Raw genomic sequence first — 21,068 nt, forward strand, 5'->3', positions numbered from 1 at the left:
TCACAGCGCCCCTTTGGTCGATGGCACGGCATCCGCCTTGCGCGGGTCGGTTTCTACGGCATCACGCAGGGCACGTGCCACAGCCTTGAAGGCAGCCTCGACAATGTGGTGGCTGTTGAAGCCGTGGATTTGATCCACGTGCAACGTGATGCCGCCATGGGTGCTAAAGGCTTGAAAAAATTCGCGTACCAATTCTGTATCAAAGGTGCCGATCTTGTCAGTCTTTAGGTCGACATTCCAAATCAAATAGGGACGTGCCGACAAATCCAAGGCCGCGCGTACCTGCGCATCATCCATGGGCAAATGGCACGCCGCATAGCGACGAATGCCACGTTTGTCGCCCAACGCTTGGGTCAGGGCCTGTCCAAGTGCAATTCCCACATCTTCGACGGTGTGGTGGTCATCAATATGGTAATCGCCTGTGGCCCGCACCGTCATGTCGATCAACGAGTGACGCGACAGTTGATCCAGCATGTGGTCAAAAAAGCCAACGCCAGTCTGATTGTCGTAGTGACCTGTGCCATCCAGATTGATCTGAACGGTGATGTCTGTTTCCGCCGTTTTGCGGCTGACCTCTGCGCTGCGCATGTGCCGTGTCCTTTTTCGGGTCTTTGTCGTCCTTATAGGCATGCGCGCTGCTGCCGCCAAGACGGGTCTTGCGTGGAATTTCGGGGACGTGCCAATTGTGCCCACCCTGTTTACCAGCCTGAGGCCGCGCGCACCTTGGCGCGACATGAATCAGGTGTGGGGTGTGTTTCTGCCATTGATCCACACATCATGAATGGCGCGGTCATCGCCCATCATGATGGTCGCAAACAAAGACTCCCAAATATCGTTTGCACGCGCAGACCGTTGACTGATGTCTGGTGTTGACGCCAAATCAAGCACCACAAGATCGGCCTCCAGACCCACCTGAAGGTTGCCGATTTTGTCGCCCATATGCATCGCGGCGGCCGACCCTGCGGTGGCCAACCACAAAAGTTGGGCCGCATGCAGGGACGTGTGACGCAGGTGGGCGATTTCATAGGCAGCGGCCATCGTGCGCAGCATCGAAAAACTTGACCCGCCGCCCGTGTCTGTGGCCAAGCCGATGGTATGGCCGGCCTGCATCAACCCGTTGAGATCAAACAATCCTGATCCGATAAAGGTGTTGGATGTGGGGCAATGTACCAATCCGGCCCCGACTTCTTTCAGACGGTCCCTTTCGCGCGGCTCAAGGTGGATCGCGTGCCCATACATGCCCTTTTCCCCCAGCAAACCATAGGCTTCGTAGGTATCAAGATAATCACGCGCGTTTGGAAACAGGCTGTGCACCCATTCGATTTCATCGGTCTGTTCGCTCAGATGGGTTTGCATCAAGCAATCAGGATGCTCGGCCCATAGCGCACCCAGCGCTGCGAGCTGTTCAGCTGTCGATGTGGGGGAAAAGCGCGGGGTAATCGCATATGAAATACGATCCACGCCTTGCCATTGTTCGATCAATGCTTTGCTTTCGTCATAGGCGCGTTGTGCTGTGTCGCGCAATCCGTCTGGCGCATTGCGGTCCATACAGGTTTTTCCTGCGACGACACGCTGTCCGCGCTTTTGGGCCGCTTCAAAAAACGCTGTGACCGAAGTGGGGTGGATCGTACCATAGCTGGCCATGGTGGTCACACCGTGCGATCGTGTTAGGTCCAGATACCGATTTGATATTTCTGCGGCATAGTCGGCATCAGCAAAGCGCATTTCCTCGGGAAACGTATAGGTGTTGAGCCAGTCAATAAGCCGTTTTCCCCAGCTGGCGATGATCCCAGTCTGAGGGTAATGCACATGGGCATCTACAAAGCCCGCGACGATCAGATGGTCGCCATAGTCTTTGATGACCGCATCAGGATGGCGGGCGCGAAGGCTTGCGGCGGTGCCCACATCGGTGATCATCCCGTTTTCAAGTAGGATGCCACCTTGGCTGTTATGGGATGCGGCTGCATCTACAGGGACATCAAAGGGGCTTTGGTCAAAGTGAATTGTTTGCCCAAGCAAGAGTGATTTGGTCATCGTTGGCTTTCTCCGAGGAACGCCCAGCCTAGCTTGCGAATAATGCCCTGTAAATTGCCGAGAAGCATTGAGTTTGTGTCCGAGTTTCCCTTATGGTCCGCGCAAGTATGCCAGGAGGGTGAGCTATGAGCCAAGACACCAACAAAATCACCCCCGATCCCGATTTTGACACCGATGACAATGCCTACAAGCTTGCGCCAAAGGTCATTTCCGCGATTTTGTATGCTGTCGAAAATCAGGATCAGGCACTGCTTGCCGAACTGATGGAACCGCTCCACGCGGCGGATATCGCGGACATTCTGGAGCAGATCAACACCTTTGATCGACGCCGATTGGTTCAGCTGTATGACCGGGAATTCGACGGCGAAATTCTGTCAGAGCTCGATGAAAGCTTGCGCGAAGAAGTCATGCTGGCGCTCAAGCCGCATGTCTTGGCAGAAGCGGTCCGCGAGCTTGAGTCTGACGACGTGGTTGACCTTGTCGAAGATCTTGATGAACCACAGCAAGAGGCGATCCTTGAGCATCTGGAAGATGCAGATCGCGTCGCCGTTGAACAGGCTTTGGCCTATCCGGAGGAGTCTGCCGGCCGTCTGATGCAGCGCGCCGTCGCTATGGCGCCGGATCATTGGAATGTCGGTCAATGTATTGATTATTTAAGAAAAAGTGACGATCTGCCCGAACAGTTTTATCACGTGATCATGGTCGATCCGCGCATGCGACCCGTGGGCAATGTGACTTTGGGTCGGATCATGGGGTCACGGCGTGATGTGTTGCTTAAGGATATTCTTGAAGATGTCTTTCAGACCATCCCGGTGACGCAAGACGAAGAAGACGTGGCCTATGCCTTTAACCAATACCATCTGATTTCTGCTCCGGTGGTGGACGAAGATGATCGTCTGGTCGGGGTCATTACCATCGATGATGCGATGGCGGTTCTGGATGAAGAACACGAAGAAGATATCTTGCGCCTTGCGGGGGTGAGTGAAGGCTCCTTGACGGATACCGTCTCAGAGACGGCACGCCAGCGTTTTCCTTGGCTTGCGGTCAATCTGCTGACGGCGATCGTCGCCTCTTTGGTCATCGCGCAGTTCGAGGTTACCATCGAGAAATTTGTCGCACTTGCGGTTCTGATGCCCATCGTGGCGTCAATGGGCGGGAATGCTGGGACGCAATCGCTGACCGTGGCGGTGCGCGCTTTGGCCACCAAAGATTTGACCGGATCAAATGTGTGGCGCGTGATCCGACGTGAGGCGCTTGTAGGGCTGCTAAACGGCTTGGCCTTTGCCATCCTGATGGGGGGGATCGGCGTGCTTTGGTTCGGGTCATTCCAACTTGGGTACGTCATTGCCGTCGCAATGGTTGTGAATTTGGTCGTGGCCGGACTCGCGGGGACGATGGTGCCTGTGGTATTGGATAAGCTCGGTGTCGACCCCGCTTTGGCGTCCGGCACATTTGTCACCACGGTGACGGATGTTCTGGGGTTCTTTGCATTTTTGGGGCTGGCGACAATTGTATTGCTCTAGAAGGGGCACAGCATGGATCTAACCGCCATTAAGGCCGCGGCCCGCAAGCAGGGCTTTCAACGTCGCAAGGCGGCCTTTGACACGGCGCGCGCGGGGCAGGCCGGGTTTTTATCCGAAGTGCTGGCCGGATATCGCGGTGTGCCTGTGGCGGGATATATGCCCATCCGTACCGAGATCAGCCCGTTGGCGCCAATGGCGGAATGTGCCGCGCATGGCTCGGTTGGTGTGCCGGTGATCCAAGGTGCTGGATTGCCGTTAGAGTTTTCAAGATGGGAGCCGGACGCCGCTCTGCGTGATGGTCCGTTTGGGGCAAAGGTGCCCTTGGTGGATGATTATTTCGATCCCGAAATCCTGATTGTACCTTTGGTTGCCTTTGATATGCAGGGCGGGCGTTTGGGCTATGGCGGTGGATTTTACGACCGGACTTTGGAACGATTGCGCGCACGACGCGCCACGCTGGCCATCGGGTTTGCATTTGCAGCCCAAGAGGCCGATGAACTGCCGCTGGAACCGACGGATCAGCCGCTGGATATGATTGTGACGGAAAGCGGTATTCACACGTTCTAGAGATGTCAGGCGCGTATGGCTGTCAGACATTGCAATAAATTGACGCAACCTACGCTTTCTGGGCTTGCCGGACCCTGCAAAGGCGATTACGCCAATTGCCTATGAAAATTCTGTTTCTCGGAGATGTCATGGGGCGCGCGGGGCGTGCTGCTGTGAAAGAAAACCTGCCGCGTTTGCGTGATGAATGGCGTCTGGATTTTGTCGTGGTCAACGGTGAAAATGCCAGCAATGGCATGGGCCTTAGCGGCGATCACGCCAAGGGCCTTTTGGACGCTGGCGCTGATTGTGTGACTCTGGGCGATCACGCGTTCGACCAAAAAGACATGATGCAGTTCATTCAAAATGAACCCAGAGTGATCCGTCCCATAAATTTCGCCCATGGTGACGTTCCCGGCAAAGGGTTTCGCGTGTTCGAAGCCAGAGGTGGTCGCAAGGTCTTGGTGGCTCAGGCCTTGGGCCAAGTGTTTATGAAACGTGCCTTTGATGATCCTTTCTCGGCGGTTGACCAAGTTTTGCGCACCCACCCAAGAGGTGGCATGGTGCAAGCCAGCATTATCGATATCCACTGTGAAGCGACGTCCGAGAAGATGGGGATGGGGCATTTCTGTGATGGGCGCGCAAGCCTTGTTGTCGGCACGCACACCCATGTGCCCACAGCAGACACCCAAATTTTGCCGGGTGGAACCGCGTTTCAGTCTGATGCAGGCATGTGCGGGGATTATAACTCTGTGATCGGGATGGAAAAAGCCGAACCCATGCGGCGCTTCGTGACCGGTATGCCCAAGGCACGCTTTACGCCTGCGTTAGGCGAGGCAACGTTGTCTGGGGTCTATGTGGAAACGGATGACCGCACTGGCCAAGCCACACGTATTGAAATGGTTCGCCAAGGTGGGCGTTTGTCCCAGTCAGGCCCTATCTGATCAGACCCCAATGTGGCCCTAGAAACGCTGACAATCTCGCGTGATCATCGGGCCGCTCGGGGATTCAGGGGCTTCACGCGGTGCTGATGTCTTTGGTGCGCGTGGCTTTTCTGCTCTAGATGCGATTCTACCTCAACTAAACCAAACAGACGCTTGCCCCCTTGGGTCACATAGGCGATGCTGAACCCGACGCAAGTGACGGGAATTCAATGGATCTTTTCCAGTTTTCACAATCGACCCAAGCCGTGCTGACGCTGACCACCGTGGTTGTCATGTTCATTCTTTTTCTGCGCGAGAGCTTTCCGACGGAAGTGGTCGCAATCGCAGGGGTCGCGGTTCTATTGGCACTGGGGGTGTTGCCATATGATGCGGCACTGAATGTGTTGTCCAACCCAGCGCCTTGGACCATTGCGACCATGTTCATCGTAATGGGGGCATTGGTGCGCACAGGGGCCCTGAGCGCGTTCACACATATGGCCGACCGGCAGGCCAAAACCAACCCAAAGCTGGCGATTGCGATGTTGATGGGTTTTGTGGTCTTTGCGTCTGCGGTGATGTCCAACACCCCTGTGGTGGTGGTCATGATTCCAGTGTTTACGCAGTTGGCGCGGACATTGAATGTGTCGGTCAGCAAGCTCTTGATTCCCTTAAGTTATGCGGCGATTCTTGGCGGAACCCTGACCTTGATTGGGACCTCGACGAACCTGTTGGTGGATGGGGTTGCCCGTGCGCAGGGCCTCGAGGCGTTTTCGATTTTCGAAGTGACACCACTGGGCATCATCCTTGTGATCTGGGGGATGATCTACTTGCGGTTTATAGGCCCGCGGCTCTTGCCGGATCGTGATAGCATGGCGGATTTGCTGTCCAACAAATCTAAAATGAAATTCTTTACCGAGGCCGTTATTCCGCCAGAAAGCAACTTGATTGGACGCGAGGTGGCCGGTGTCCAGCTGTTCAAGCGCGAGGGTGTGCGCCTGATCGACGTTATTCGCGGCGATAGTTCGTTGCGGCGCAATTTGCAGGCTGTGGTTCTGGAAGTCGGGGACCGTGTCGTCCTGCGGACACGTATGACCGAGCTGTTGTCGTTGCAGCGCAACAAATCCCTGAAACGGGTTGATCAGGTGTCTGCGGTGGAAACGACCACAGTTGAAGTCCTGATTACCCCCGGATGTCGGATGGTCGGACGTCAAATGGGGGCTATGCGGTTGCGACGTCGATATGGTGTGTATCCGTTGGCGGTCCATCGCCGAAACCAAAATATCGGCGGTCAGCTTGACGAGTTGGTCGTGCGTGTCGGGGATACGTTGCTGTTGGAGGGGGCACCGGCAGATATTCAACGACTGGCCAGTGAAATGGACATGGTCGACGTGTCTCAGCCTTCTGAGCGCGAATATCGGCGCGGACAGGCGCCAATTGCGCTTGCGGCTTTGGCAGGGCTTGTGGCTTTGGCAGGTTTTGGGGTCGCGCCGATTTTCTTGCTGTCGATTGTGGCGGTGGCTGTGGTGCTGGTCACACGGTGCATTGATGCAGACGAAGCCTTTTCTTTTGTGGATGGGCGGCTTTTGGCGCTGATTTTTGCGATGCTTGCAATTGGGGCCGCGCTGGAAAACTCTGGCGCGGTGAGTTTGATCGTCGAATTTGTGGCGCCCTATCTGGGCAAACTGCCGCCGTTTCTTGTGATTTGGGCCATCTACCTTTTGACTTCGGTCCTGACGGAAATGGTGTCCAACAACGCGGTGGCTGTGGTGGTGACGCCGATTGCGGTGGGCTTGGCAGCGGCGATGGGCGTGGACCCAAGGCCGCTTGTGGTGGCTGTGATGGTGGCGGCATCGGCCAGCTTTGCGACCCCCATCGGATATCAAACCAACATGCTGGTGTATGGCCCCGGTGGCTATAAATTCACCGACTTTATGCGTGTTGGCATTCCTTTGAACCTCAGCATTGGCGTACTGGCCTCCGCTGTAATCCCATTTATCTGGCCGTTGTGAATGCGCTGACGAAAGACCGTGAATGCGGTGCCAGCGCCCCGTGAAATAGCAAACAGCCCAAGACCAATGGTCTCGGGCTGTTTTGGTTCACGCGGGGTGAACAAGCTCCCCATGTGGGAGATCGGGAGCTATCTCTTTTTGCTTGGGATCAGGTCGGTGATCGTGCCTTCGAACATTTCTGCGGCAAAGTTCACGGTCTCGGACAGGGTTGGATGGGGGTGGATGGTATGCCCCAAATCCACAGCATCTGCGCCCATTTCGATGGCCAAGGCGACTTCGGCAATGAGGTCTCCTGCATTTGGGCCGACAATCCCAGCGCCAATCACACGGTCAGTGTCTTTGTCAAAGATCAGTTTGGTGATGCCTTCCGAACGTCCCAGAGACAGCGAACGTCCCGAGGCCGCCCAAGGGAACACGCCTTTGCCAAGCTTGACACCGTCTGCCTTGGCTTGGGCTTCGGTGAGGCCCACCCATGCGACTTCGGGGTCGGTATAGGCCACACTTGGGATCACACGCGCATCAAAGAAGCGTTTGTGCCCTGCACAAACTTCGGCGGCGACTTTGCCTTCATGCACAGCTTTGTGGGCCAGCATTGGTTGCCCGACAACATCGCCAATGGCAAAGATATGCGGCACGCCGGTGCGCTGCTGGTTGTCGACGGCGATAAACCCGCGTTCGTCCACGGCAACACCCGCTGCGGCGGCGTTGACTTTGGCGCCATTGGGGCGACGGCCCACAGCCACAAGCAGCTTGTCGAACGTGTCGGTGGAGGTTTGGCCTTTGTCGTCTTCAAACGTGACCTTGAGACCGTCGTCCAATGCTTCGACCGCAGTGACCTTGGTCTTGAGAAGGATGTTCTCATAGCGGCCCTTGATGCGATTGTGCAGCGGCTTGACGATGTCTTTGTCTGCTCCCGGAATGATCTGGTCCATCAATTCCACGATGGTCACATCTGTGCCCAAGGCGTCATATACCGTGGCCATTTCAAGACCGATAATGCCACCACCAAGAACCAGCATGCGCGCAGGCACATCGGCAAGCTCAAGTGCACCAGTGCTGTCAATCACGCGGGGGTCATCATGTGGAATAAAGGGCAGGGTGACAGGTTCTGATCCGGCGGCAATGATACACTGATCAAAGCTGACGGTCTTTGCGGCATCCTCGCCCTGAACCTCGATCATGTTTGGACCAGTAAAGGAGCCATACTCATTGACCACGGTGACTTTACGGCCCTTGGCAAGTCCTGCAAGACCACCAGTCAGCTTGGTCACAACGCTTGATTTCCAGTCACGCAAAGTGTCGATGTTGATCTCGGGCTTGGCAAAGGTGATGCCATGCGCACCCATCTCTTCGGCTTCGGTGATGACCTTGGCCGCATGCAGCATCGCTTTGGAAGGGATACAGCCGACATTCAGGCACACCCCTCCCAAAGAGGCATCCTTTTCGATCAACACAACGGATTTGCCAAGGTCTGCTGCGCGGAAGGCAGCCGTATACCCACCAGGGCCAGAGCCCAAGACGACGACCTCGGCGTGGATGTCCCCCGCCGCTGTGGCCGTGCCGGTTGCGGCAATCGCTTGCGGTGCGGCAGGGGCCGCAGACGTGGCGGCCTCGACGGCCGGCTCGGCGGCATCTGCGCCTTCAAGGATCATGATCAACGTGCCTTCTGACACATTGTCACCTTCTGCGACCTTGATCTCTTTGACGACGCCTGCGGCTGGCGACGGTACTTCCATCGTGGCCTTGTCGCTTTCCAACTCGATCAACGGATCTTCGGCGGCAACCGTATCCCCCACGCTTACCAGAATGCTGACCACGGGAACTTCGGCGAAATCGCCAATATCAGGTACTTTGATATCCATGAGTGTGCTCCTTACAGCATCAGCCGGCGCACATCGCCGAGCAGGTGTTTCAGGGTGGCGCAGAACCGTGCGGCCAACGCACCGTCAATTGCGCGGTGATCATAGCTCAGAGAGAGCGGCTGCATATTGCGCGCCACAAACTCTTCTCCGTTCCAGACAGGCGCCATTTTGCTGCGCGTCAGGCCCAAGATCGCCACTTCGGGTGCATTCACGATGGGCGTGAAAGACGTGCCGCCAATACCGCCCAGAGACGAGATGGTGAACGTGGCACCGGACATATCCGGCCCCTTAAGCTTGCCATCGCGCGCCTTGGCTGACAAATCGCCCAGCTCCTTGGAAATCTCGATGATCCCTTTGCGATCCGCATCTTGGATCACCGGCACCACAAGGCCGTTGGGCGTGTCGGCGGCGAACCCGATATTATAGAAGTTTTTCTTGATCAGCTTGTCGCCATCCGGATGGATGGACGAATTCACCTCCCAATGGGTTTTGAGCGCGCTGACGCTGGCTTTGATGACAAAGCTCAACAAAGTGACGCGGTATCCTTCGGTTTTGGCAATGCCATCCAGCTCGCGGCGGTAGCCGTCCAGATCGGTGATGTCTGCCTCTTCGTTGTGGGTCACATGCGGAATGTTCAGCCAACTGCGATGCAGGGCAGGGCCCGACAGCTTTTTGATGCGTGGCATCTCGACGTCTTCCACAGGACCAAACTTGCTAAAGTCCACAGCTGGGATTGGGGGAATGCCCATGCCACCAGACACAGCACCGCCCGCCGCAGGTGCGGCCACGGTCGAGGATTTGAGGAACGCCGTGACGTCTTCGCGCAGAATACGGCCCTTGCGTCCAGTCCCGTTAATCTTGGCCAAGTCAATCTCGAGTTGGCGCGCAAACGCGCGCACTGACGGCGACGCATGCGCCTTGCCAAATCCAGCGTCTGTCACAGGGGCAGGTGCAGTTGTTGGGGCGGGAGTTGCGGCAGGCGCCGCGGAAGCAATGGCTGCCGGAGCTTGCGTCTGGGCCGCTGTGTCTTGAGGGGCATCGTTTGTGTCGGCGCCTTCAAGGATCAGCAACAGAGATCCCTCACCGACGGAATCGCCCTCAGCAACCTTAATCTCTTTGACTGTGCCAGCCGCAGAGGAAGGGACCTCCATCGTGGCTTTGTCGCTTTCCAGTTCAACAATTGGGTCTTCGACAGCGATCACATCGCCTACACTCACAAGAATGCTGACAACCGGGACGTCTGAAAAATCACCGATATCGGGAACGTGTACTTGAATAGTCATGGTCTTGTCTCCTCTCTTCCCGATCACACCAGGCGCGGGTTCGGCTTGGTGCCGTCGATGTCATATTTGGCGAGCGCTTCTTCCAGCACTTTCTTGGAGATGCTGCCCTCGCGAAACAAATCCACCATCGCGGCGGCGGCAATGTGATTGGCATCCACTTCGAAGAAGCGGCGCAGGTTCACGCGGCTGTCAGAGCGGCCAAAGCCGTCTGTGCCCAGCACCGTATAGCGTCCCGGCACACAGGACCGGATTTGCTCTGCAAAGTTCTTCATGTAATCCGTTGCGGCAATCACCGGACCTTTGGCCTTGGCCAACTGCTCGGCCACAAATGGCACACGCTCGTCTGCCAATGGGTTCAGCCGGTTCCAGCGCGCTGCGTCCTGACAATCACGTGCCAGTTCGTTGAACGATGTCGCCGACCAGATTTCCGCAGTGACGCCAAAATCGGCCTCGAGCATTTCAGCCGCCTTGATGGCTTGCACCAAGATTGTGCCAGACCCCATCAGGGTGACGTGTTTCTTGGTGGGTTTCTTGATCTCTTTGAACCGGTACAGGCCTTTGATGATCTCTTCCTCAACACCCATCGGCATATCGGGATGGGCATAGTTTTCATTCATCAGCGTCAGGTAAAAGAACACGTCTTCTTGGTCGACATACATGCGCTGCAACCCGTGCTGCACAATTGTGGCAACCTCGTATTGGAAGGTTGGATCATAGGTCACACAGTTGGGAATCGTGCCCGCAAGAATGTGGCTGTGGCCATCTTCGTGCTGCAAACCTTCGCCATTGAGCGTCGTGCGCCCTGCGGTGCCACCCAGCATGAAACCCCGCGCACGGCTGTCGCCTGCGGCCCATGCCAGATCGCCAATACGTTGGAACCCAAACATCGAATAATAGATGAAGAACGGGATCATTGGCACGCCGTGGTTCGAATACGACGTGGCCGCCGCAATCCAGTCCGCCATTGCACCTGCTTCGTTGATGCCTTCTTGCAGGACCTGACCGTCGGTGGTCTCTTTGTAATACGACATCTGATCGCGGTCTTCGGGCGTGTATTTCTGGCCCTCGGGATTATAAATCCCGACCGAGCGGAACAGACCTTCCATGCCAAACGTCCGGCTTTCGTCCGGCACAATTGGCACCACGTTTTTGCCAACGTTTTTATCGCGCAACAGCGTGGTCAGAATGCGCACAAACGCCATTGTGGTCGAGATTTCACGCGCGCCTGTGCCCTTAAGCTGACCTTCGAATTTGGACAGCGGCGGGATTTCGAGCTTGGGTGTGTCGCGCCATTCACGTTTTGGGAAGGCCCCGCCAAGCGCCTTGCGCCGATCCGTCAGATAGGTGTGCTGGGCTTTGTTCAGTTTGACAAACGGCGCGTTGGGCAGATCTTCGTCCGATACCGGAATTTTGAACCGATCGCGGAACGCCCGCAGCTGGTCTTCGGCCATTTTCTTTTGCTGGTGGGTGATGTTCATGCCTTCACCCGCCGTGCCCATGCCATAGCCCTTGACGGTTTTGACGAGCAAACAGGTTGGCTGGCCTTTGGTGTCCGAGGCACGCTTAAAGGCGGTATAGACCTTTTGCGGGTCATGCCCACCGCGACGCAACGCCCAAATCTGTTCGTCAGTCCAGTCTTTGACCAGCGCGGCCGTCTCTGGGTATTTGCCAAAGAAGTGTTCGCGAATATAGGCGCCGTCTTTGGATTTGAACGTCTGGTAATCCCCATCGACGGTTTCATCCATCAACTGGCGCAACCGACCCGAGGCGTCATTTTCAAGCAGGTCATCCCAGCCCTTGCCCCACAATAGTTTGATTACATTCCAACCAGCACCGCGGAAGTCGCCCTCGAGCTCTTGGACAATCTTCGAGTTGCCGCGCACAGGGCCATCAAGACGCTGCAAGTTGCAGTTCACCACAAAGATCAGGTTGTCCAATCCTTCGCGGGCGGCCAGATCAATCGCGCCGCGTGATTCCGGCTCGTCCATCTCGCCGTCGCCCAAGAACACCCAAACCTTGCGGTCTGCCATGTCGATGTGGCCACGGTTGTGCATGTATTTCATAAAGCGCGCCTGATAGATCGCCATCAACGGCCCCAAACCCATCGACACGGTCGGGAACTGCCAATAGTCGGGCATCAGCCACGGATGTGGATAAGATGACAGCCCGCCGCCCGCGACTTCTGAGCGGAAGTTTTCAAGCTGTTCTTCGCTGATGCGGCCTTCCATGAAGGACCGCGCATAAATGCCGGGAATGACGTGGCCTTGGAAAAACACGAGGTCGCCGCCGTGAATGGCCGACTTTGAACGCCAGAAATGGTTCAATCCGATGTCATACATCACAGCAGAAGACGCAAAGGATGCAATGTGTCCGCCGTATTCGCTTGAGACTTTGTTCCGGCGCACAACGGTCGCCATTGCATTCCAGCGGTTGATCGTCCGGATGCGCCATTCCATGTCCAGATCACCGGGGAAAGCTTCCTGATCATCCGCAGGGATCGTGTTCTGATAAGGCGTGGTAGAGGAGAACGGTAACACGGCCCCGGATGCGCGCGCTTGCTGAACGGCTTTGTCCAACAAATAGTGGGCGCGATCCGCACCATCACGCAGGATCACATCCTCAATGGCTTCTTGCCATTCAAGGGATTCAATCGGGTCCAAATCTGTGAAATGTGTCGCCATCTAGCGCGTCCTCCTCCAGGTTTACGTTAGGTTTCGTGTCTTATAGTTTAATATTAAACTAATTGGGTAGCCATCTTGACGCAGGGCAGCCATGCATTGGGTGGGATGCTGATTTTTGGTGAATACCTTATATTTTTATGAGAGGTTTGACCATATCGTCTGCTGCTGCTCGAAGAGCGCACAGCGATGTCTCGAGAATTTTGAAGGTGTGGTCGCTTAGTTTTCCGATTCTTGATGTATGGTGGATCATCAACGCGAGCACCGCAAAATGAAAAAGCGCCAAGGTGTGTCCTCGGCGCTTTAGAGTTGAACTATCGCATCGCCCTTCGGTGGTGCCATGTGTCGTTGGGCTATTTGTTCTGGCCCGCGTGTCCGCCAGAGACTTCCTCGGCCGCAAGTTCTTCAGGCAGGATCAAATTCAAAACGATGGCGATTGTGGCCGCCGGAAGCAACCCGCTGGTCATCAAGATGCGAAGCGTGTCCGGCAGGTACTGCACTGCATTCGGCTCTAGCTGAAGCCCAAGCCCGATGGACAGAGAGATCGCAAAGATCACCATATTGCGTCGGCTCCAGTCCACATCAGCGAGCATGGATACCCCCGCCGCGACGACCATGCCGAACATCACAATGACGCCGCCGCCCAAAACCTCGATTGGCACGGTGCGAATGATCGCTCCGATCTTTGGGATCAATCCGCAGACGATCAGAAAGATCGCGCCGATCGTAACGACATGGCGGCTCATGACGCCGGTCATGGCGATCAGGCCGACGTTTTGGCTAAAGGACGTGTTGGGCAGCCCGCCAAAGATACCGGCAATCGCAGAGCCAAAGCCGTCAGCATAGGTCGCGCCGGATATCTCGGCATCGGTGGCTTCGCGGCCAGCGCCACCTTTGGTGATTCCAGACACATCGCCAACGGTTTCAATCGCCGAGACAAAGCCCATCAAACAAAACCCGATCAGGGCGGCTGCGCTGAACTCAAACCCGTATTTGAACGGGGTGGGCAACGCGAATGCTTGGGCGAACTGCCAGTTTCTGGCAATGCCCTCGACGGTAATCATTCCAACCGTCAGCGCATAGATGTATCCCACGATGAGTCCCAAAAGAACCGCCGAGATCGACAGCATTCCACGGGTAAAGAACTTGAGCCCTAAAGTGGTGAAGATCACGACAAGCGCCGCAGACCAGTTCAGCAGAGATCCATACTCGGGTTTACCCATCGCCGGAACACCCCCCGCCGCGTATTGAATGCCGACCTTGACCAAGGCCAATCCGATCATGGTGACGACCAGCCCTGTGACCAAGGGCGGTAGGGCAAATCGTATCTTACCAATAAACAAGCCTAGAAAGGCATGGAACAGCCCACCCAGCAATACGCCCGTAAACAGAATGCTCAGCGCATCTGGACCTTTGCCTGCAACCAGCGGGATCATGATGGGCAAGAACGCAAAGCTGGTTCCCTGAACGATCGGTAAACCAGCCCCAACCGGCCCAAGGGTGATGGTTTGAAGTAGCGTAGCAATGCCCGCAAACAGCATCGACATCTGAATCATGTAGGTCATATCCGGAAAGCCCATGGCCCCCGCATCTGATCCAAACCCAAAGCCCGCCGCGCCCGCGACGATAATTGCGGGGGTGACGTTTGAAACAAACATGGCCAGAACATGTTGAATCCCAAGAGGGATCGCCTTGGCTAACGGGGGCGTATAATTGGGATCGCGCAGCTGTTCGGCGGTCCCTAAAGATGAATGTGACATTGTTTTCCTTCCTGTCGCTTTCGTTGGGTCGCCGCTCTTTTTTTGGCGGCTTTTTAATCTGGATCGATGACGTATGGGGCCTCGAACCAGTATTCTTCTAAGTTATCTCCAGACCCGATCCGATCGATCACAGCAAAAAGGCCCGGGGCCATAAGCGGGGTAAGAACGCCGTGCCAGACATTGCGGTGAAAATTGATGCCTTGGCCCGCTTGGGTCAAAAAGGCTGTTGGGACATCGGGCGCGCCATTTCGATCTTTGGCAACAATCACCAGAAATGCAGATTGGCTGAGCGGCAGAAACGCTTGGCTGCCGTCCGGGTGGCGCTCCATCATGTCCAGCGTATAGGGAAAGCTGCGCGGTTGGGCATCAAACAGGCTGATGCCGGCCTGACCATCTGAGAAATCAAGGGTTGCGAGGTTGTGATGGCGCGCGCACATCCCTTGATTGATGATCTTGTCGGGGGTGTCCTTAAGCGTCAGGACATCGCCAAAAGGTGCAAAGCTGTCCGCGGTCAACGGTCTGGGGCGGATGGGCATCATGGCAGGATATCCATCAACCGAAGCTGGGCAATACGCTCGACCTGTTTACAGGCCGTCGCCAGCTCTGTGGTGGTGTCGTTCTGGATACGCTGTGCAAAGGCGGCAAGGATCGACGGTTTGGTATTGTCGCGCACGGCAATGATGAACGGAAAGCCGTGCTTTTCCACATATTGCGTATTGAGCGCGGTAAATGTGTCGCGTTCCTCATCGGTCAGCATATCCAGACCTGCGCCAGCTTGTTCAGATGTGCTTTCGGCGGTTAGACGTCCGGCCGAGGCCAGCTTTCCTGCCAGATCGGGGTGGGCAAGCAGCACGCCGACCCGCTGGGTGTCAGATGCCGACCGGAATATCCGCGCAAGGGCATTGTGCAAGCCGATTGCGCTGTCATGTGCCGGACCAAGCTCGAGATCAAAGGCCCCCTCGGCAATCCATGGCGAGTGTTCAAAGATGGACCCATAGGCTTGCACAAATGCGCCGCGTGACATCTCGGAGGGGCGATCAAAGTCAACTGGTGGGTGGGTCTGTGCCCAATGTGTGGCGATATCCAATCGCCGTGCAAACCAGACATCCTCGTGGCCCGCCGCATATTCCATAAACCGCTTAAGGGCCATCACGCGCCCCGGTCGACCAATCAACCGACAGTGCAGGCCGATGGACATCATTTTGGCCTGACCTTCGCCGCCTTCGGCATAGAGTGCATCAAAAGTGTCCTTAAGATAGGCAAAGAACTGATCCCCAGAGTTGAAACCTTGGGGCGTGGCAAAACGCATATCGTTGCAGTCCAGCGTATAGGGCACCATCAACTGATCGCGCCCGTCGTGGCGGCGCCAATACGGCAGATCGTCGGAATATATGTCCGAGACATAGTCAAACACACCCGTTTCGGTGGCCAGATCAACCGTGTTGTCAGAACACCGCCCCGTGTACCAGCCGCGCGGGGCCGCGCCGGTGACTTCGGTGTGCAGGCGAATGGCCTCAAGCATGTCGGCGCGCTCGTCCTCTTTGGACGCATCTTTGTATTCGACCCACTTAAGCCCATGCGAGGCAATTTCCCAATTGGCCTGTTGCATGGCGTGCAGGTGTTCTGGGGATCGCGCCAAGGCCGATGCCACACCGTATACGGTGGCGGGGATGTCCATGGATGTGAAAAGACGATGCAGACGCCAGAAACCGGCGCGCGCGCCATATTCATAAATCGACTCCATGTTCCAATGACGCTGGTTTGGCCATTGCGCGGCACCTACGATTTCCGACAGGAACGCCTCAGAGGCGGCATCTCCGTGCAGAACACAGTTTTCACCGCCTTCTTCATAGTTGATTACGAACTGAACTGCGATTTTGGCCCCGTTTGGCCATTTCGGGTCTGGGCATTGGGCCCCGTAACCGCGCATGTCACGTGCGTATCTGTTCACCCGATGGTCTCCTTGGTTGGTTCGTTTTTGTGTATCGCATAACAATCTAGAAGACTTTCAATGATTTTTTGAAAGAGCTGATTGTGTCTTGCTGCTGTATCACGCACATTTTCTGCGTGATAAGGTTTTCAGAGACTAAAAAAGGGGCACGCAATGGCGGGTTATCTGACGACACATGTATTGGACACAGCACGCGGTTGCCCAGCCGAGGGGCTCAAGATTGATCTGTACCGGATTGATGCACATGACCGGGTTTTTCTGCGATCGCTTGTCACGAATGCGGATGGTCGCACGGATTCACAAATTTTGCCTGAGCAAGAGTTTGAAACAGGTGTGTACGAACTGGTGTTTCATGCCGGTGGATATCTGGATGCCAGCGGTGTTCCTGCGGAAACGCCAAGGTTTCTTGATGAAATCCCGTTGCGGTTCGGCATGAGCGAAGCCACGCATTACCACGTGCCACTTTTGCTGTCGCCCTTTGGCTATTCGACCTATCGCGGAAGTTGACACTTGGTCTCGCCTCATTGGCGAGACTGAAGATCTTTTTGCATGCGGGCCACCATAAAATCGATGAACAATCGCGTCTTTGGGTCTTGGTGTTTGCGATGCGTATAAAGACAGGCCATCTGGATCGGGATGGGCGGGGTGCTTTTTAGAATGGGCACCAAAGTACCTTTGGCAAGATCATCGGCGATTTCAAAGACGGGCTTGAGGACAATGCCATGTCCATCTCTGGCCCAACTGGTCAAAACATCGCCATCATCCGATTCAAACGGGCCTTTGACGGCGAACTTGGTGACCCCATCCGGGGTTTGCAGCGGCCATTGAAATTCCGGTGCACCGGGATAGCGTAGGTTCAGGCAGTCGTGTTCGCCACTCACCAATGACATTGGCGTCTCAGGAATGCCTTTGCGTTCAAGGTACGCGGGGGCTGCACATAACACGCGTGGGCAGTCTGCGATCTTGCGAATACGCAGAGTGCTGTCTTCTGGCACCCCCAGAAAAAATGCGACATCCAGACCTTCGGCTGTCAAGTCAACTTTGCGGTCAGACAGGCGCAATCGCACATCAATCAGGGGGTAGTCGGCCTTAAAGAGCGGGACTTGGGGGGCGATCAGACGTCGTCCGACCCCCAAGGGGGCGGCAACATGCATGAGCCCGCGCGGCGATTGGGTGACCGAGCTGACGGCGGCTTCGGCTTCGTCAATGGTTTCAAGGATATTGCATGCCCCGACATAAAAAATCTCGCCCTGTTCTGTGGCATTCAACTGGCGCGTGGTGCGCATAAACAGGCGCACATTCAAATAGTCCTCGAGTTGCGAAATGCGCGAGGATGCGACCGCCGCAGAAATGCGTTGATCCCGCGCGGCAGCAGACATAGAGCCAAGCTCGTACACGCGGACAAAGGTGCGAATATTGTCGATGTATGACATAAGATTATTTTCAGGTTTTCTTTGAAACTGTTCGGGTTTTTTCTAGGATACAGTATAATAAGCACCTGCGCTAGCGTCGTATTAACGAAATACAAGAGGAACTTGGGGATGGAATTCGCGTTTCTGTGGGATTGGCTGGAGTTTGCAGTGCGGTGGTTGCACGTCATCACAGCCATTGCTTGGATTGGCTCGTCGTTTTATTTTATTGCTCTGGATTTGGGGCTGCGCAAAGCGGCTGATTTGCCAGCGGGGGCGCACGGCGAAGAGTGGCAGGTTCACGGGGGCGGTTTCTATCATGTCCGCAAGTATCTGGTGGCGCCTGCTGAAATGCCAGATCATCTGACGTGGTTCAAATGGGAGAGCTATATGACATGGCTGTCCGGGGCCGCATTGTTGATGATTGTTTATTGGGTCGGCGGGGAACTGTATCTGATTGATGCCACCAAATCCGATCTTGTGCTGTGGCAAGGCGTGTTGTTGTCGGCCGTATCCCTGAGTGTCGGGTGGCTGGTGTATGACCGTATGTGCAAATCAGGACTGGCCGAAAACCCGACGCTGTTGATGGTGCTGTTGTTTGGCCTGCTGGTGGTGATGGGCTGGGGCTATACTCAGGTGTTTACCGGACGGGCGATGATGCTGCATTTGGGGGCGTTTACCGCCACCATCATGACGGCCAACGTGTTCTTTATCATTATGCCCAATCAACGCATTGTGGTGGCTGATCTTCAGGCGGGCCGCACGCCCGATGCCAAGTATGGCAAGATCGCCAAGCTGCGGTCGACCCATAACAACTATCTGACGCTGCCCGTTATTTTTCTGATGCTGAGCAATCACTATCCGCTGGCCTTTGCGACGCAATACAACTGGCTGATCGCGGCGCTTGTGTTCCTGATGGGGGTCACGATCCGGCACTTCTTTAATACCATGCATGCCCGTGGTGGCATGAAATGGTGGACATGGGCTGTGACGGCGGCGCTATTTGCGGGGATCATGGCGCTGTCGATGGCGGGGCCTGAATATACCCCGCTCGAAGAGGAAGAGGCCCGCGCGCTGACGCCCACCGAACAACGCTTTGCGCAGGCCGATGGGTTCGAGGATGTGACGGATATTGTGATGGGGCGCTGCGCGATGTGCCATGCCCGCGAACCCGGTTATGACGGGATTGGCCACGCGCCCAAGAATGTCCTGCTCGAAGCGCCGTCCGAGATCGCCGCAGAAGCCAAGCGCATTTATCTGCAGGCTGGCCTGAGCACAGCCATGCCGCCTGCCAATGTGAGCTGGATGGAACCCGAAGAACGCGCCGCCATTGTTGCATGGTACGAGGCTGCAATGGGCGGCTAGCCTGTCCGTGTAAGGACAACGCGGTTCACAGTCTGAATTACCAAACCAAGAGCCAAAGGTCGTGTGATCTTTGGCTCTTGGTGTATTGTGCCTTTTGAACCTAGGGCCATCCGGCCAGATGTTTGAATGGCGCACAGCTGATTGTCAGGAAAAACAAGAAAGAGACTTTTTACTATTTGCATTTTTAGGGAAACGCGCGCCTGCTAGGATCGAGATCGGCTTGTACATCAAGCCACAGTGTTCTGAGGAGGACCAAGATGGCCGTGCGCAGTGAGATCCGCTTTTTGTTGAATGACCAAGAGGTGTCCCTAAGCTCTTTGGGCGCGTCTGACACGCTTTTGGATTTTCTGCGTCTGGATCAGAGGTTGACCGGAACCAAAGAAGGGTGCGCCGAAGGGGATTGCGGCGCCTGCACAGTGCTTGTGGGCCGCCTTCATGAAGGCGCTTTGCGCTATGAGGCGGTGAACGCATGTATCCGGTTTGTCTCGTCGCTGGACGGATGCCATGTCGTCACGATTGAGCACTTGCGTGGATCAAACGGCGACTTGCATCCTGTCCAAAAAGCCATGGTTGAAGAACACGGCAGCCAATGCGGGTTCTGCACACCGGGATTTGTCATGTCGCTGTATGCGTTGTGGATGGAAGTGCCAGACCCGACCGTGCAACAGATTGAAACGGCATTGCAGGGGAACTTGTGTCGGTGCACTGGGTATGCCCCGATCATTCGCGCGGCACATGCCATAAGCCGTCACGGCACACCCGCATCTGATTTTTTGCTGACTGAGCGTGCGAGCGTGCACGATCGGCTATTGGCATGGCAGGACGGTCTGCGCCTTGAGGTCGGGCCGTCTGACAACCGTGCCATTGTGCCTGCGACCGTCAGTGATTTGGCACAGGTTTTGCTGGCGCATCCCGACGCGACAATTGTCGCCGGGGCCACCGATGTGGGCCTGTGGGTGACCAAATTTTTGCGCCCCATTGGTCCTGCTGTGTTTGTGGGCCAGATCGACGGGCTCAAGCGCATTGCCATGGATGGTGCAAGCGTCAACCTTGGCGCGGGCGTGACCTATAGCGAGGCCCAAGATGTGTTGATACAGGCGTTTCCGCATCTGGCGGATTTCTGGGCGCGCATCGCAGGCTGGCAAGTGCGCAATATGGGCACCATTGGCGGCAACATTGCCAATGGATCGCCGATCGGGGACACGCCGCCCGTCTTGATTGCGCTGGGCGCGGAAATCACCTTGCGCCATGGCGACGTACGTCGGGAAATCCCGTTGGAAACGTTCTTTGTCGATTATGGAAAACAAGATCGGGCTGCAGGCGAATTTGTCGAAGACATCCGTATCCCGCGTTCTGGCAGCGATTGGGTGCATGCTGCCTATAAGATTTCAAAACGCCGCGACGAGGATATCTCAACGGTGGCCGCAGGGTTTGCAGTCTGCGTGGAGGATGACATCATTGTTGCAGCGCGGCTGGCCTTTGGTGGCATGGCGGCCACCCCCAAGCGTGCCAAAGCCGCCGAGGCGGCGTTGATTGGCCAGCCATGGGGGCAGGCGGCGTTTCAAGCCGCTGCCGATGCGTTGCCAGAAGATTTCGCACCTTTGACGGATTGGCGGGCATCGTCCGAATATCGTCTTAAGGTGGCACAAAACCTGTTCCAGAGGTTTTATCTGGAACAAGACAATGCACCTCGCAACGCAGTGCGACTGAGCGCATGAACGGAGATCA

Annotated in this window: 16 protein-coding genes; 7 read left to right on the plus strand and 9 right to left on the minus strand. The window is 56.0% G+C overall.

All coding sequences use genetic code 11. From position 1 onward, the window contains the following. Window positions 1–588 carry an imidazoleglycerol-phosphate dehydratase HisB gene (gene hisB, locus FAP39_RS11850; RefSeq protein WP_138016614.1) on the minus strand — a complete coding sequence of 196 codons (588 nt, stop codon included), beginning with the start codon at window positions 586–588 and terminating at the stop codon, window positions 1–3. A gap of 150 nt (window positions 589–738) precedes the next feature. Next, complete coding sequence (gene guaD / locus FAP39_RS11855; RefSeq protein ID WP_138016615.1) at window positions 739–2,034, minus strand: guanine deaminase; 1,296 nt, start codon at window positions 2,032–2,034, stop codon at window positions 739–741. A gap of 125 nt (window positions 2,035–2,159) precedes the next feature. On the opposite strand from guaD, the gene mgtE reads away from it, so the two are divergent. The 4 genes from mgtE to FAP39_RS11875 all read left to right on the plus strand — a co-directional run bounded on the left by mgtE (window position 2,160) and on the right by FAP39_RS11875 (window position 7,032). Then, the gene (gene mgtE, locus FAP39_RS11860) at window positions 2,160–3,557 is read left to right on the plus strand and encodes a magnesium transporter (protein WP_138016616.1); all 1,398 of its coding nucleotides are present in this window, start codon (window positions 2,160–2,162) and stop codon (window positions 3,555–3,557) included. A gap of 12 nt (window positions 3,558–3,569) precedes the next feature. Then, on the plus strand, window positions 3,570–4,124 hold the full coding sequence (locus FAP39_RS11865; RefSeq protein ID WP_138016617.1) for a 5-formyltetrahydrofolate cyclo-ligase: 555 nt from the start codon (window positions 3,570–3,572) through the stop codon (window positions 4,122–4,124). 101 nt (window positions 4,125–4,225) lie between these two features. Further along, window positions 4,226–5,044 carry a TIGR00282 family metallophosphoesterase gene (locus FAP39_RS11870; protein WP_138016618.1) on the plus strand — a complete coding sequence of 273 codons (819 nt, stop codon included), beginning with the start codon at window positions 4,226–4,228 and terminating at the stop codon, window positions 5,042–5,044. Between the two features lie 209 nt (window positions 5,045–5,253). Continuing rightward, window positions 5,254–7,032: an SLC13 family permease gene (locus tag FAP39_RS11875; protein ID WP_138016619.1), complete on the plus strand. Its 1,779-nt coding sequence runs from the start codon at window positions 5,254–5,256 to the stop codon at window positions 7,030–7,032. A 128-nt stretch (window positions 7,033–7,160) separates the two neighbouring features. Here the strand turns inward: FAP39_RS11875 and lpdA are convergent, their stop codons facing one another. The 6 genes from lpdA to puuE form a co-directional block, all read right to left on the minus strand. Then, window positions 7,161–8,894, minus strand: a complete 1,734-nt coding sequence (gene lpdA / locus FAP39_RS11880; protein ID WP_138016620.1) for a dihydrolipoyl dehydrogenase — start codon at window positions 8,892–8,894, stop codon at window positions 7,161–7,163. A gap of 11 nt (window positions 8,895–8,905) precedes the next feature. Further along, the gene (locus tag FAP39_RS11885) at window positions 8,906–10,177 is read right to left on the minus strand and encodes a 2-oxo acid dehydrogenase subunit E2 (protein ID WP_138016621.1); all 1,272 of its coding nucleotides are present in this window, start codon (window positions 10,175–10,177) and stop codon (window positions 8,906–8,908) included. Window positions 10,178–10,200: 23 nt separating this feature from the next. Next, the gene (gene aceE / locus FAP39_RS11890; RefSeq protein WP_138016622.1) at window positions 10,201–12,858 is read right to left on the minus strand and encodes a pyruvate dehydrogenase (acetyl-transferring), homodimeric type; all 2,658 of its coding nucleotides are present in this window, start codon (window positions 12,856–12,858) and stop codon (window positions 10,201–10,203) included. A gap of 350 nt (window positions 12,859–13,208) precedes the next feature. After that, window positions 13,209–14,615 carry a uracil-xanthine permease family protein gene (locus FAP39_RS11895; RefSeq protein WP_138016623.1) on the minus strand — a complete coding sequence of 469 codons (1,407 nt, stop codon included), beginning with the start codon at window positions 14,613–14,615 and terminating at the stop codon, window positions 13,209–13,211. 53 nt (window positions 14,616–14,668) lie between these two features. Further along, window positions 14,669–15,154 (minus strand): ureidoglycolate lyase, encoded by a 486-nt coding sequence (locus tag FAP39_RS11900; RefSeq protein WP_138016624.1) that lies wholly within the window; start codon window positions 15,152–15,154, stop codon window positions 14,669–14,671. After that, window positions 15,151–16,566: an allantoinase PuuE gene (gene puuE / locus FAP39_RS11905; RefSeq protein WP_138016625.1), complete on the minus strand. Its 1,416-nt coding sequence runs from the start codon at window positions 16,564–16,566 to the stop codon at window positions 15,151–15,153. The genes FAP39_RS11900 and puuE overlap by 4 nt, the downstream gene beginning before the upstream one ends. Window positions 16,567–16,719: 153 nt before the next feature. Between puuE and uraH the strand changes: the two genes are divergently transcribed. Next, window positions 16,720–17,073 (plus strand): hydroxyisourate hydrolase, encoded by a 354-nt coding sequence (gene uraH / locus FAP39_RS11910; RefSeq protein ID WP_138016626.1) that lies wholly within the window; start codon window positions 16,720–16,722, stop codon window positions 17,071–17,073. A 14-nt stretch (window positions 17,074–17,087) separates the two neighbouring features. Here uraH and FAP39_RS11915 read toward each other — a convergent pair whose 3' ends face one another. Then, window positions 17,088–17,999: a LysR family transcriptional regulator gene (locus FAP39_RS11915; protein WP_138016627.1), complete on the minus strand. Its 912-nt coding sequence runs from the start codon at window positions 17,997–17,999 to the stop codon at window positions 17,088–17,090. 108 nt (window positions 18,000–18,107) lie between these two features. Between FAP39_RS11915 and FAP39_RS11920 the strand changes: the two genes are divergently transcribed. After that, window positions 18,108–19,340 carry a urate hydroxylase PuuD gene (locus FAP39_RS11920; RefSeq protein WP_138016628.1) on the plus strand — a complete coding sequence of 411 codons (1,233 nt, stop codon included), beginning with the start codon at window positions 18,108–18,110 and terminating at the stop codon, window positions 19,338–19,340. 257 nt (window positions 19,341–19,597) lie between these two features. Further along, window positions 19,598–21,058 carry a xanthine dehydrogenase small subunit gene (xdhA, locus tag FAP39_RS11925; protein WP_138016629.1) on the plus strand — a complete coding sequence of 487 codons (1,461 nt, stop codon included), beginning with the start codon at window positions 19,598–19,600 and terminating at the stop codon, window positions 21,056–21,058. Window positions 21,059–21,068 lie beyond the last annotated feature (10 nt).

It is taken from the genome of Shimia litoralis, from assembly GCF_005518135.1.
Taxonomy (GTDB): domain Bacteria; phylum Pseudomonadota; class Alphaproteobacteria; order Rhodobacterales; family Rhodobacteraceae; genus Shimia_E; species Shimia_E litoralis.